The organism is Aristophania sp. ESL1100 (genome assembly GCF_058511235.1).
On record NZ_CP196394.1, the window covers coordinates 1,157,342 to 1,171,812 of the forward strand.

Annotated in this window: 10 protein-coding genes and 2 tRNA genes; 8 read left to right on the forward strand and 4 right to left on the reverse strand. The window is 49.3% G+C overall.

Annotation, left to right across the window (positions count from 1 at the left end; translation table 11 throughout):
- Positions 1-347: 347 nt before the first annotated feature.
- Complete coding sequence (gene guaA, locus ACSYSY_RS05470) at positions 348-1,943, reverse strand: glutamine-hydrolyzing GMP synthase (RefSeq protein ID WP_491706578.1); 1,596 nt, start codon at positions 1,941-1,943, stop codon at positions 348-350.
- A 142-nt stretch (positions 1,944-2,085) separates the two neighbouring features.
- On the opposite strand from guaA, the gene ACSYSY_RS05475 reads away from it, so the two are divergent.
- The 6 genes from ACSYSY_RS05475 (at position 2,086) to ACSYSY_RS05500 (ending at position 8,205) form a co-directional block, all read left to right on the forward strand.
- Complete coding sequence (locus ACSYSY_RS05475) at positions 2,086-2,466, forward strand: hypothetical protein (protein WP_491706579.1); 381 nt, start codon at positions 2,086-2,088, stop codon at positions 2,464-2,466.
- A gap of 92 nt (positions 2,467-2,558) precedes the next feature.
- Positions 2,559-2,635 (forward strand) — tRNA-Arg (locus ACSYSY_RS05480).
- A gap of 34 nt (positions 2,636-2,669) precedes the next feature.
- Positions 2,670-2,746 (forward strand) — tRNA-Arg (locus ACSYSY_RS05485).
- A 107-nt stretch (positions 2,747-2,853) separates the two neighbouring features.
- Complete coding sequence (locus tag ACSYSY_RS05490) at positions 2,854-4,044, forward strand: MFS transporter (RefSeq protein WP_491706580.1); 1,191 nt, start codon at positions 2,854-2,856, stop codon at positions 4,042-4,044.
- Between the two features lie 151 nt (positions 4,045-4,195).
- The gene (gene lysA / locus ACSYSY_RS05495; RefSeq protein WP_491706581.1) at positions 4,196-5,515 is read left to right on the forward strand and encodes a diaminopimelate decarboxylase; all 1,320 of its coding nucleotides are present in this window, start codon (positions 4,196-4,198) and stop codon (positions 5,513-5,515) included.
- 8 nt (positions 5,516-5,523) lie between these two features.
- Positions 5,524-8,205 carry a DUF4175 family protein gene (locus ACSYSY_RS05500; RefSeq protein WP_491706582.1) on the forward strand — a complete coding sequence of 894 codons (2,682 nt, stop codon included), beginning with the start codon at positions 5,524-5,526 and terminating at the stop codon, positions 8,203-8,205.
- 9 nt (positions 8,206-8,214) lie between these two features.
- On the opposite strand, the gene ACSYSY_RS05505 is transcribed toward ACSYSY_RS05500, so the two are convergent.
- From ACSYSY_RS05505 to ACSYSY_RS05515, 3 genes are read right to left on the reverse strand one after another with little or no spacing between them, the layout of a single operon-like run.
- Positions 8,215-9,711, reverse strand: coding sequence for a Ppx/GppA family phosphatase (locus tag ACSYSY_RS05505; RefSeq protein WP_491706583.1), 1,497 nt, complete (start codon positions 9,709-9,711; stop codon positions 8,215-8,217).
- A complete protein-coding gene (locus ACSYSY_RS05510; protein WP_491706584.1) occupies positions 9,698-11,926 on the reverse strand; it encodes an RNA degradosome polyphosphate kinase in 2,229 nt (742 codons plus the stop codon). Before ACSYSY_RS05510 ends, ACSYSY_RS05505 begins: the two co-directional genes overlap by 14 nt.
- A complete protein-coding gene (locus ACSYSY_RS05515; protein WP_491706585.1) occupies positions 11,923-12,642 on the reverse strand; it encodes an HdaA/DnaA family protein in 720 nt (239 codons plus the stop codon). The genes ACSYSY_RS05510 and ACSYSY_RS05515 overlap by 4 nt, the downstream gene beginning before the upstream one ends.
- Positions 12,643-12,766: 124 nt before the next feature.
- Between ACSYSY_RS05515 and purM the strand changes: the two genes are divergently transcribed.
- Entirely contained in the window at positions 12,767-13,828 is a 1,062-nt protein-coding gene (gene purM / locus ACSYSY_RS05520; protein ID WP_491706586.1) for a phosphoribosylformylglycinamidine cyclo-ligase, read from the forward strand.
- Positions 13,829-13,831: 3 nt separating this feature from the next.
- Complete coding sequence (gene purN / locus ACSYSY_RS05525) at positions 13,832-14,431, forward strand: phosphoribosylglycinamide formyltransferase (RefSeq protein ID WP_491706587.1); 600 nt, start codon at positions 13,832-13,834, stop codon at positions 14,429-14,431.
- Positions 14,432-14,471: the final 40 nt, after the last annotated feature.

A 14,471-nucleotide genomic window follows, 5' to 3' on the forward strand; every position in this document is an offset into this window, starting at 1 on the left:
CCTTAGCAGAAACGTCCATGACATAATTATGACAAGATCAGATATTATCATAACTAGGGCGGTACTATTTAAACTGTCAACTATTTCTTAATTATGTGAAAATACTTACAAAAAAATTACATAAGAATCAGAGAGTTAGATAAAATAACCACGACAGTTAAGGTTAGTGGTCAGACTCTCCCCATGACACTACCCATCGTAAGTCGCTGCACTATGGAAAGCCATTTTTTTAAAGAATGCGGCAAAATTGGGACGAGTTCTTCCCTCACATATAAAAAAAGCCCCGCATAATGCAGGGCTTTTAAAAAGTTATGACCTATTTCCAGCTTGTTAGATCAGGCGCACTATCATTCCCACTCAATGGTTCCTGGTGGCTTGGAAGTGATATCGTACGTGACGCGGTTAATGCCGCGCACCTCGTTTACAATACGACCGGAGACGCGATTGAGGAAATCGAAGCTGAAAGGATAAACTTCGGCGGTCATACCATCTGTGCTGGTGACAGCGCGCAGAGCACAAGCCTGGTCATAAGTGCGGCCATCCCCCATCACACCCACTGTTCTGACGGGAAGTAACACGGCAAAGGCCTGCCAGATTTCGTCATAAAGGCCGGTTTTGCGGATCTCTTCAAGATAAACTGAATCAACCTTTCTCAGAAGGTTCAGTTTCTCACGTGTTACTTCTCCGGGAATACGAATTGCCAGACCTGGCCCCGGGAAAGGATGACGGCCAACAATATTTTCGGGAATTCCCAGCTCCCTACCCAAAGCGCGCACCTCATCCTTGAACAATTCGCGCAGCGGTTCGACGAGCTGCATATTCATACGCTCAGGCAGACCACCAACATTATGATGTGATTTAATCGTTACAGATGGACCACCCGTAAAGCTCACACTTTCAATAACGTCCGGATACAACGTCCCTTGTGCCAGGAATTGTGCCCCACCAAGCTTGGCCGCCTCTTCTTCAAACACCTCAACAAAGAGGCGCCCGATCGTTTTGCGCTTCACTTCCGGATCTGTTACCCCGGCAAGCTCGCCAAGGAACAACTCGGAAGCGTCACGATGAACCAGTTTTATATTAAATTCATCCCTGAACGTCCGGACGACTTCATCGGCTTCGCCAGCCCGTAAAATTCCGGGATCGACGAAAATGCAGGTAAGCTGATCGCCAATAGCTTCGTGAATCAATTTCGCAGCTACGGAGCTATCGACCCCACCTGAAAGACCGCAAATGACTTTTTTATCGCCGACCTGTTTGCGGATACGGGCGATCTCCAGATCACGGAAACCTGCCATTGTCCATGACCCGGCACACCCTGCAACACGGTGAATGAAATTCTGGATCAAGGCTGCTCCGTGGGGTGTATGCACAACCTCAGGATGGAACTGAACACCGTAAATTTTCCGCTTTTCATCAGCGATAATCGCAAATGGTGCCCCTTCAGAATAGGCGATGGCCTTGAAACCTTCAGGCAGAGCGGTAACGCGGTCCCCATGGCTCATCCAAACCTGCTCAACCGCACCTGTCGCCCATACGCCATGAGACAACAGACATTCTTCTGCAACGGTAATATAGGCACGGCCAAACTCACGGTGCTCATGCGTTTCGACTTTCCCACCGAGAGTCTGACACAAAATTTGCTGACCGTAACAAATCCCTAAAATCGGGCACCCCAATTCGAGAACACTTTGCGGGATCTGGGGAGCATTCTGGTCATGAACGCTTGAGGGGCTCCCTGAAAGAATGATTCCACGTGGATGAAAAGCCCTGATTTTTTCGTCACTTGCTGTATAAGGCCATATTTCACAATAAACACCGCTTTCTCTTACGCGACGTGCGATAAGCTGTGTAACCTGACTACCAAAATCAAGAATCAGAATTCTGTCTTCATGAAGGGATTGATCAAGCTGATTAAGGTTTTGTGCGCTCTGTTGCGTCAAGTTTCTGGCCTCGTCTCTAAAATATGGCTTAATTCTTTCTGAAAGTTCGCTATTTATAAAGTGTATCAGCGAAAACGTCATCCTTTTATGGTAGCCTTTGCCAAATCTTTTGAAGCATATCCTTGAATGTTTAGGAGACTCTATGCACCTTTCTTTCTGTTTTCCCCTGCTCGGGCTTACATTTCTGGCGGCCTGTGCCGGTGGAACCCCCGACCCGGCACATAATGCTTATGGCACGTGGAAAGGCACACTCGTAACCGAGGATGGAGAATGCCCGACGAAAGACGAATCCCTTTTGAAAGTGCGAGGGAAATCACTCATTTTCACGCCAGGGATCAGCATTTCTGTTCTGAGGGGGTCCTATAAAAAAGGCGATCAGACTTTCCAGGCAGAGCTCACGAATAAAGGGATGAATGACACACCTTATAAGCAGGTTTTCAAGGGCTATCCTGTCGGGCAGACGATTGGAGGGACCTATGCCTCCCCACGTTGCCGTGCACGGATCACTCTGACGCGGGAATAAGGATGCTTAGGCAAATAATTCTTTAAAAACAAAAAAATGCCTAAAAAGGGCTTGCGCTGCTTTGTTAATGAAGATAGAAGACGCCGCAAGACGCACCCGTAGCTCAACTGGATAGAGCACCAGACTACGAATCTGGGGGTTAGAGGTTCGAGTCCTTTCGGGTGCACCACTTATATCCAGCATGGTTTCATACCATGAATTATGCACCCGTAGCTCAACTGGATAGAGCACCAGACTACGAATCTGGGGGTTAGAGGTTCGAGTCCTTTCGGGTGCACCATACCACAAAAATCACAGACAGAAATGACTATACAGACTCCGTTAGTCTGTATATCAGCTGAAGTGCACAAAAATTATTACGCCACCTGATTTATTAAGGGAAAGTGGATGTCTTCAGAAGGGCGACAAGAAGATACACAGCAGAAATATCTTCTGTTTCTGACAGTCATCCTTTTTATCGCTTATCTATGTGTCGGCCTGACCCTGCCGGTCGTCCCTGTTTTTGTCGCTCATAATCTTGGCTTAAATAATGTCTGGGCTGGACTGACTGTTGGTATTGCCTTTTTTTCCACCATTGTCACACGTGGATATGCTGGCAGATTTGTTGACATCAAGGGCTCAAAACCATCTGTAAGATGTGGCCTCATACTCTATATGACCGGTGCGCTGCTCTGCCTGATGTCGGGCTTATGCTCCACCATTCCGGCGTTATCACTTGTCATCCTTATGAGTGGCAGAATTATCCTTGGTCTGGGAGAAAGTTTCGTCGGAGTAGGCATTAACACCTGGGGGATTGCGCTCGTCGGGCTTCAACGCTCTGGCAAAGTCATGGCACTGGTCGGAGCGGCCATTTACGGAGCCATCGGCATCGGGGGGCCCCTGGGGCTTATTCTGTACCATGATATTGGCTATTCCTGCACGATGCTTGTCAGTTTTATTCTGCCTGCTTTCGGTTTGGTAGCCATTACAAAGATCCCCTTCACGCCACCACCGCCTATGGCTCGAAAACCCTCATTTTTGAGACTGCTCGGCAAAATTTGGCTGCATGGCTCCATCATCTGCCTGCAAGGTATTGGCTTTGCCGCAATCGGCGCCTTTTTTGCGCTTTATTTTTCAGAAAATCACTGGCCGGGTGCCGGATTGGGGCTCGCTACCTTTGGAGGGGGTTACGTTCTCATACGTTTTTTCTGTGGAGGGTTGCCTGACCGCATTGGCGGCCTCCGCATCACTCTCTGCTCACTGCTTATTGAGGCTGTTGGGCAATTATTAATATGGGCAGGACATGGTCCGGTTATCGCATTAACAGGCGCGTTTCTGAGCGGGGTTGGTTGTTCAATGATTTATCCCGGAATTGGCCGGGAAGTTATGAATCTGGTCACACCGCAGGAACGCGGTATTGCCCTGGGCGGCTTTTCTGCCTTTCAGGATTTATCTTACGGTCTAACGGGACCACTAGCCGGCCTGATTGCTGATCTTTCCGGTTATAGAGATATTTTTCTTGCCAGTTGCTTTGCTGCCATGATCGCGTTTTTTACGACCCTGTTCCTCTATCTTAAATCCGCCCGAACAGGCCCCTAGCCTGACAAGAGAAGGCCGCATCCCGTCTGCATCATGAGTAAAACTTTAATTCTCTGGCAATCAGCCCTATGAGAATAGGGTTTTTTTACTTTATACTGCCTCTTTCGTTTCTGCTTCACTCTCTTTACACCGGGGCCAATAGTAACAGTTTATGACCGCAGACCATAATGACCCTACAATAGAGCGTCTTTGCGCCAGTCATCCTTCCCTCAGCTATGACAAGCAAAAAGGATTGCTTTTCGATCATACTGCCTTACAGGATATCGCTGAAGAATCTGGAACACCTTGCTGGGTGATCAGCGACACTGTTCTACGCGAAAGAGCCTTAACATTTAAAGAGGCTTTCAAAGACTTCAAACAGGCCGTGCATTTTCATTTTGCGGTTAAGTCACAGGATCATAAAGCCTGCCTTTCTTCTTTGGCCCAGCTGGGTTACGGCGCAGATATCGTCAGCGGCGGAGAGATGGAACGCGCTCTTAATGCCGGCATCAAAGCAGAAAATATTGTTTTTTCCGGGGTGGGGAAAACAGATGATGAACTCCTGAAAGCCATCACACTCGATATTGCGCAAATCAATGTTGAAAGTGCTGAAGAGCTTTTCAGACTCAATGACCTTGCCTTATCACTGAATAAGAAGATACGCACTGCCCTGCGTGTTAACCCTGATATCGATGCCGGAACTCACGCCAAGATTACGACCGGCAAAGCTGAAAATAAATTCGGAATCGCTCACCAGGATGTCCTGGCCCTTTATCGTAAAGCACAGACTGAGCTTGAGGGTATCGAGATGGTCGGGCTCGCCGTGCATCTGGGTAGCCAGATTTTAACGGAAGCTCCCTATAGAGCCGGATATGAAAAACTGGCTGTGATGGTTACTGAACTGCGTAACGCAGGCCTGACAGTCACAACTCTGGATTGTGGTGGCGGACTCGGAATTTGCTACCGCGATGAGCAAGCCCCTGAACCTTCCATGCTGGCCAATGTCATTCGTGAAACTTTGGGCCCTCTGGACGTTTCGCTGCGTATTGAACCGGGACGCTGGATTTCCGCTCCTTCTGGTGTTTTACTCACGCGCATTACAGAGATTAAAAAAGGCTCCCGGCAATTTGCGATCATTGACGGCGGCATGAATGACCTTGTCCGCCCTGCCATGTATGATTCGTGGCACGGTATTATCCCTGTTAAAAATCCGGCTGGGAGTGATATGGAACACTATGACGTGGTAGGACCGGTTTGTGAAAGCAGCGACGTTTTTGCCCGCAACCGCCCCCTTCCCCCACTGGCAAAAGGCGATTATCTTGCCATCCTTGATGCGGGTGCCTACGGAGCGGTTATGAGTTCAACCTATAATTCACGCCCCTTTGCGGCTCAGGTCATGGTTAGAAATGGCCAGAAATCTGTTATTCGTGAACGGCAATCCCTGGATGAAATTCTGAATCAGGAACATTTGCCGGTCTGGTCTGAGGGTTAACCATCAGGATGGCGAGCAGATCTTCCCTTACCCCGATCTTGAAACGGGCACGCCAGAAAGCAAGGCGTACCCTCAAGATTGAGCAGGTCTGGGTTGAGCTGCGCTGGCCGCTCCTTATTGTTTTTTTATGGGGACTGGCGTCTCTTTTCCGTATTCCCCAATCATTGCCGGATTTTCTTCATGGTTTCATAGAGCTGGCAGCGTTTCTGTTTTGCTGTTTCTATCTTTTCCGTAAATATCGCAGCCGCCCGTCTCCCCCGACGACAGAGCAACTTGACCGTCTTATTGAACGATCAACCTTTCAGCAGGGGCATCCTCTCTCCAGCCTTAATGATTCTCCAGCCACACCCAGCCGGACATTAACGCCACAAACGCATGTTTATATCTGGCAGGAATATCAAAAGCGCCTGGCTGATTCTCTTACGTCCCTGCGCGTCAGAAAACCTTATTTTTTTCATAACTGGTATGAACGCTTCGCTTTTCTGGCTCTGATCGGTCTCTATGCTGTAGGGCTGAACGTAACGGGTCCACATTGTCTGTCACGTCTGAAAGCCGGGTTCATCCCCGGGATAGATGATGATCTTGCTCCCATTGCTTCTGTTCAGGCCTGGATTGAACCGCCCTCTTATACCAGAAATCCGGTTTTGTTTTTACAAAATCAAATTCATCAAATTGATGCCCCGATCCTGGAAGGGAGTCATTTTTTCGCCGTTATATCAGGGGGAAAAGGCGCACCCTATCTCTCTGGAGTAACACAGAAGAAATATCAGAAACTGGAAAATAAAAACTGGAAAATTGAGGGACTTATTCGTGACCATAAGGTCATAAAATTATCAGCCAGAGGACGTCTCATTGCCTCCTGGGACGTTAAGATTGAAAAGGATGTTCCTCCTTTTATTGACTGGAAAGAGAAACCCAAAAGCCTCAAGAGCAACTGGCAGACGACAATCAGCTGGAAAGCGCACCAACCTCAGGGACTGAAATCCCTTGAGCTGGTTATGACGCAACCTGACCAGCATCCCCTGCCTGGCCATAAACCACGTGTCAGCCATATTCCTCTGCCCCTTGATGGACATCCTGTCTCCGTTAAAGGAGAAATCAGTCTTGATCTCTCAGCTGACCCTTTTGCTGGAGAAAAAGTTGTTGCCTATCTACAGGCAACCAGCCTCTCAGGCTTGACCAGCAAAAGCCCGACACAACAAATTTCTTTGGCAGCACGTCCTTTCCATGACCCGTTGGCACGCGCTTTCATTGACCTCCGCAAAAGATTGTCCCTGAATGAAGAAACACAGGAACAATCTTTTGTGGAACTGACTCTTCTGAGCCACTTACCCATGACACGTGACGTCGGGGCTGCTTTTTCCCAGGCTCTGAATGATGCACGAAAGCCTGTTCACTCTGAACAATTATCAGAAATCTTATGGTTTCTGGCTCTTTATCAGGAAGATCGCGCCAATTCCGGCACAGCCGTTGCTCTTTCCATGGCAGAATTCAGGGCGGCACAACAGGATGTCCTCCATAAAATCAACCAGATGGCGGGCAGAAGCTATTTTCCCACAACTGAGCAGGAAGTGTTGCATGAACAGCTGGAAAGGCTGAAAAACGCGCTGGATAAACGTATGAACCTCATGTTCACACAGGCCAGTCAAACAGGGATCGTCCTTCCCTTACCATCAGACAAAAACACTCCCTGGCAGAAGCTGACGCATAAAATCCAGCAGGAAGCCCTGCATAACGAAACCTCAAAAGCCCGGAACCATCTGGCTGAGCTTTCCGGTATGGCGGAACAAATGCGTCAGGCTCAGGTGCCAGACCTTCAATCCCTCTCATCTCAGATGAAAGCGCAGCAGGAAGCCAGAGAGCAGCGCTCTGCCCTACGCATTCTCATCCAGGATGAAACAAAGCTCCTGGACCGTACGCACCACCGTCTGGCAATCTATGGCCGTCACCTTGATTCTGACAGCCAGTCCCATGACATAACACAGATGTCCACGGCCTCATTGCTGCGTCAGTTAGGCGTTGCCGCTCCTGACTATCTTGGTTACGACACGCCAGAGACAACGCCTGACATCCATGTAACACGCCAGCTTTCTGCCCAGCGCCAGGAGGATCATCAGACGCAGCAGGGCCTTCGTTCTCTGACAGAACTCTTAATAAAACGCGAAAAAGATCTTACGGGAAAAGATAATAAATCCTTTAAACTGGCAGCAGACGATATGGTGGTGGCTTTGAAAGTCATCGCTCAAAGAGATGATAAACAAACGGCCCTGACGGAACAGAAAATTCTGGAGGATTTGTCTCAGGCTCAAAAGAAAATGAGAGAAAACCAGCGTTCCATGCAACAGAAAGCCAAAGGACGGTTAGGTTTCATTCCGCCACCACAATCCTCACAGGATCACCCATCCACGCAACAGGATAATAGCTCGTCTGAACAGGACGAGAATGACAACGATGATGATACGGATAACGGAGACGACCAGTCCAGCCCGTCCAAACACCAGGACCCTCTGGGCCGTTCTCTCGATAACGACAATGAATCAGACGCCCATATCCCCGATAACTATAAAAACAAGGATTACCGTTCGATAGAACGTGAATTACAACGTCGTGCTTCTGACAGGACACGCCCCAAGGCAGAGCTTGATTACCTCAACAGGCTTCTGAAGCCGCTTTCTCATCCTGATTTGTAAAAGCTGTTTCTATTGTTCGAGAATTGCGAAAGGTTTTCCCAATTCACTTGCCAGTTTTTTCAAACGAATTTCAACCGCACTCCCGGCTGAGCGTAACAACCCGGCCCCGAGATCAAGCGTCAAAACATCCTCTTTTAAAGAAATCTGACAGGATTTCAGTAAGATATCAGCCCCGGCACAGAGCGTATAAGCAAGCCTTATCAAAGCTCCCAGGAGGATTGCTCTTTCAAATTTCTCTGGAGAGAGAATTTGTTTTGAAATTTCAAGCAATGGGTCATGACGATCGACCCCATAACGAATACCCAGAACGAGCGCCAGGAAAGCCCTTGTGTCATGGTCAAAGCTGACACCCTGATTATATAATATGAGCCGGTAGGATTCCTCAGCTCTGTATTCAGGATGAGCAAAAGCACCAATATCTGAAATCAGGCAGGCATAATAACGCCATGTTGCCAGAAGGGGTGTCTCACCTAATCCCCCTTTCTCGCAAAAAAGACGGGATGTCCATTCATATAAGAGATTTGGCGACATCACCTGCCGGCTGGATCGTGTTGCCATTTCCTCAAGCAAAATCAGGCAAGGGTCAAAATCCCATAAGGATGAGGCTACGTGGCGCATATACCACCCTTCACGCAGCCCTTCCGTGCTGAAAACGACATTCATCGGCCTGATAGACTGAAGCAATTCCTGTAAGACAACCGCCGCATAAGGGACATCAGGAAGGCGCTTTATGGCAATATGACCCTGCGTTTTAAGCTCTTTTTCAGAAGCATTTATGATCCATTTAACCAGATCCTGTGCTTCCTGAAATGACAGCCGTAACAGGTGAACGATATGAAGGGGATATTTATGTCTGGCAATATAGAGCCGTGCCAATGCTCTGAAAGCCCCCCCTACCAGATAAAGCGACCGATTTTGCCCTGCCGATAACCAGTCTATTTCCTTAAAATGAGAGGAAGCAATTTCAGCCGCTTTTTCAATAGTGCCGTCAGATCTTTCTTTCAGACGGATCACCCCTAAAGGCGTTGTTATGGATTCATAATGACGCTTATCGGCAATATGAATCAATTCCAGTGATCCGCCTCCAATATCAGCGACAATGCCATTCGCATCAGGCTGGGCACAAAGCATCCCGCTTGCTGCGTAATCAGCTTCTTCCTCACCATTGAGAATACGGAAATCAACATGAGGCAAAAGTTTTTTGACTGAATCAATAAATTCCTGCCCGTTCGAGGAATCTCTCACAGCTGCTGTTGCCACTATGTGAAAAGGTTCCGCCCCCATAACAGCGGCAATCGTCGCATAACGGACCAGGACATCTTTGGCCCTCGAAACTCCTTCCTCATTCAATCGACCTGTTTTATCAAGCCCTTTTCCCAATTTAAGGGTGTGCTTTTCATTAAAACTGATAAGCGGATTGCGCCTGATCCCTTCAAAAACGACCATTCTTACAGAGTTTGAGCCCAGATCAACAATCGCTGCACGTGTACAATCAGCAATTTCCATGGTCGCTCTCCTCCCATCCCAGTTCAGGCACCGTATAAAGCTCAGGTTTGAGGCGGTTTTTACCCCCCGCACGACGGGACAGTGACGGATTATTCATGAGATTTTCATGCGCGGAAAAAGCCCGCAGCTCCGTCGATACATGATGCCAGTCACCTTTCGACGTCATCCTCCATGTCTGAAGGGTGTCGCGCAGGTCAACTGTCATGATCTGCCCTAAAATCTGAGCATGAACAGTGGGATCGGTAATCGGAACAAGGACTTCAACACGCTTATCCATGTTACGCTGCATCCAGTCTGCTGAAGAGATAAAAAGCTTCGCCTGACGTGATGGCAGATGACGCCCGTTGCCAAAAGCAAAAATACGCGAATGCTCGAGGAAGCGCCCAACCAGAGACCTTACCTGTATTCTTTCAGAAAGCCCCTGTACACCCGGGCGCAGGCAACAGATTCCCCGCACCAGTGCAACAATTTTCACCCCTGCCTGAGACGCCTCATACAACAGGTCAATCAATTGCGGGTCTACAAGGCTGTTCATTTTTAACCAGATATGCCCGGGCCTGCCGGCTTTGACATGAGCGATTTCCTCCCGAATTAGTTTCTCCAGAGTCTGACGGATATTGATCGGGGAAAAGGAAACAGCCTGCATATGTTCCGGGACAATACAGCCTGTCACATAATTGAAGAGACGTGCTGAATCCTCAACCAAAGCGGGATTACAGGTAAAAAATGACAAGTCGGTATAAATTCTGGCCGTTAATGGATGATAGTTTCCTGTCCCGAAATGTGCATAGGAACGAAGTTTATTTTCCTCTCTCCGCACGACCAGACTGAGCTTGGCATGTGTCTTATAATGGGCCAGACCAAACACAACCTGCACACCGGCAGCCTCAAGTGCCCGTGCCAGTCTGATATTCGCTTCTTCATCAAATCTGGCGCGTAATTCAACTACGGCAGTCACAGACTTGCCAGCATCAGCAGCTTCAATCAACGCCTGCACAATCGGACTGTCCCGCGACGTGCGATAAAGCGTCTGCTTGATCGCCAGAACATTGGGATCCAAAGCTGCCTGTTGCAGGAACTTTACAACGACATCGAAACTTTCAAAGGGATGATGAACAATTAAATCATTCGCCCTGATCGCCGCAAAACAGTCCCCGTCATAATCAAGAACGCGCTGCGGGAAACGAGGGGTATAAGGTGGGAAAACAAGGTCTGGCCGATCATTGACGACAAGCTGGGCCAGATCAACCATGCCCACCATTTCCGGCAGAACAATCACATCCTTGGGGCCAACCCCCATTTCCTTATAAAGTTCGCGCCCCAATGTATCAGGCAGGCTTCCTTCAAGTTCCAGATGGATACCAACCCCTCTGCGCCTCTGTTTCAAGGCTGTTTCATAGGCACTGACAAGGTCTTCGGCTTCATCCTCAAACTCAACGTCTGTATCACGGATAATCCGTAATACACCTGATGAAGCGATCGTTACGCCAGGGAAAAGACGTTCTGCAAATAGCGTAATGATCTCTTCAAGCAAAACGAACCTTATTTCCCCCCCTTGCGTCGGAAGACGCAAAAAACGTGATATCTGGCTGGGCAGCAGCACAATACCATCCATGACATGTGTATGACTAAGTGGGTCTATCAGACACATGACCAGGGCAAGCCCCATATTGGGGATAAAAGGGCACGGATGAGAAGGATCAACCGCCAGAGGGGTTAAAACCGGATAGATCTGATCGTCAAAATAATGAGAGAGCCACTCTTTATCCTTATCTGCCAGCCTGGCCGCCTCAATGATTCGAATCCCGGATTCATCAAGCTCTCTGCGTAACGTCTGCCAGATACGCTGCTGGTCCTGCTTCAGGGTCCTTGCCTTGACGCGAATAGCCTCGAGCTGTTGACTGGGCGTTGCTCCATCCGGGCTGAGTGTGGAAATATTTTCACGGACCTGGCCCACCAGCCCGGCCACACGCACTGAATAAAATTCATCGAGGTTACGGGCACTGATTGATAGGAAACTTACCCGCTCGAGAAGAGGATTCCGCTTGTTTTCCGCCTCTTCAATAACACGCTGGTTAAAATCGAGCCAGGAAAGCTCCCTGTTGACAAAACGTTCAGGTGAGTGGCGAATGTCTACCTCTCCCGTTTTGGGCGAGTATGTTTCCTGCGTTGTTCCCTGAGAGACATGACGTGAACCGGTATGGAGTTTCTTCATAACAGGCTGTCTCCATAAGGATCTGATTCCAGCATATCAGCCAGAACTTCCTGAGCGAGTGGGCGGGAAATGGCACTGCCTCTTTCAAGGGCAGCTTCATCAAGACGTTTGACAGCCCTGACAAGGGCCTCCCCTGTGCGGGGCAGACGACGCCACAACCATTCTGTAACCTGTTGAGGCACAATGAGCTGACGCTCTGCCAGTAATGACAAAAGCAGTGTCGCCCTTAACGCATCCTCGGGTTCATCAATAAAGGTTGTGCATGTCGCTTTTAAACGGCTCGCTAGGTCAGGCACTATGAAACGTTTCCATGAGGGGGGCTGCCTTGCCGCCATTACGACTCTAACACCCTGGGAGGATGCCATATTCAGTAAATGCAGAAGGGCCAGTTCATTACGGCACGTTTCAAGATGATCAATAACGACTGCCCTGACGGGAATCCCCTGTGGTGTCTCTCCCAGAATCGTTGCCAGATTTTCTTCTGAAAGTGCAGACGCTTCGTAAACACGCACATAATTCTGTTCCGACCAGGAACGCAGCAAATGCGTTTTTCCCGTGCCGGAAGCACCCCATAGCCAAAGACGATTTTCCGGCCAGGTGTCACGAGCCAGCCACGCACGCGCGGCAGCATTGGAGGCGCCCGGAATGAAATCACTGCTGAAAGACCGGTTTCCCGATTGCAAATCCAGTGTCATTTGTAACTGATTCCGGCTCATAATCCTCCTCGCATCATCGGGGTGGATTGTTTCATATCCTGTCGGCAACATCTAGCTATTTCGTCTTTGGCAAGGATGCTTTAGAATAAAGAAAGCATCAACCCCCATTAAAGGCTTACTTTTTATGACTTCGACTTCTGGACCTTCTAACGCCGCACGCTATGCTGATGCTGGAGTGGATATAGCGGCCGGGGATGCCTTGGTCGAAGCGATTAAACCCGCTGCAAAAGCCACCTCACGCCCCGGCGTTATGGGAGGATTAGGCGGTTTCGGTGCCTTGTTTGACCTCAAGAGCGCCGGTTTTAAGGACCCTGTCCTCGTCAGCTGCACGGACGGCGTTGGCACTAAACTTCTTCTGGCTGTGGAAAGTGGTGAACACGACAATATCGGGACTGATCTTGTCGCTATGTGCGTTAATGATCTGATCGTGCAAGGCGCGCAACCGCTTTTCTTCCTTGATTATATGGCTACTGGCCAGCTGAGCCTTGACGTTGCTCAGCGCATTATCGAAAGTATTGCCCGCGCCTGTCAGGAAAGCGGCTGTGCCCTCGTTGGTGGCGAAACAGCTGAAATGCCTGGCCTTTACGGAAAAGGGCATTATGATCTGGCTGGCTTCAGCGTCGGCGCTGCCGAACGTGACAGACTGCTTCCCTCAACAATCAAGGCAGGCGATACCCTCATCGGCCTGTCCTCCTCTGGTGTGCATTCCAACGGTTTTTCCCTTGTACGCCGCATTGTTGAAAAAACCGGGCTAGGCTGGAATGATCCGGCGCCTTTCTGTCCTGGCAAAACACTGGCACAGGCTTTGCTTGAACCAACCAGACTTTATGTCAAAACAGTTCTGCGTCTTCATGAAAAAAATCTTCTTCAGGGATGCAGCCATATTACAGGTGGCGGATTACCAGGAAATCTACCACGTATTCTGCCTGAAGGTCTGGGCGCTATCATTGATGGATCCAGCTGGACAGCACCAGAAGTCTTCCATTGGCTCGCCAAGGAAGGGCCCGTCACCCAGGATGAAATGCTGAAAGTCTTTAACTGTGGCGTTGGTATGGTACTTATAACTTCCCAGCCGGAAGCCGTTATGAATGAGCTTGCATCCCTCGGGGAAACAGCCTTCATCATGGGCAAAGTGACATCTGACAGCGCTGGAATTCAGTTCAGCAATCCGGTTTCATTCGCCTGATCCATGAATAGTGTCACAGAAAAGACGCCCATTGCGATTCTGATCAGTGGGCGCGGCAGTAATATGACAGCGTTACTGGAAGCATGCACCCGCCCGGACTATCCAGCGCGTGTGGTTCTTGTTTTAAGTAACCGCCCTGATGCGCCCGGCCTTGAGACCGCGAAAAAATATAATGTTCCAACCTGTGTGGTTGATAACAAGCTTTATGGCCGTGATCGTGAAGCACATGAAAAGGAAATCGACAGGCTAGTTCGAGCGTCCGGTGCGAAAATCATGTGCCTGGCAGGATATATGCGTGTCCTCACGCCCTATCTGGTCCGGCAATGGTCTGGGCGCATGTTAAATATTCACCCTAGCCTGCTCCCCAATTTCCCAGGGTTGCATACACATGAGGCTGCTCTTGAGGCTGGTGCCAAAGAGCATGGATGCACGATCCATCTTGTCACTGACGGGGTGGATGAAGGCCCTATTCTTGCACAGGCCAGAGTGCCGGTGCTGGCAGGAGATACCGCTGAAATACTGGGCGAGCGCGTTCTAGAGCAGGAACACAGACTTTACCCGGAAGTATTAGCGCGCTTTATCAGGCAGTTGGATCAGAAATAAGCCTGATTATAAAATATCAGGGGGAGACTGAACTCCCCCT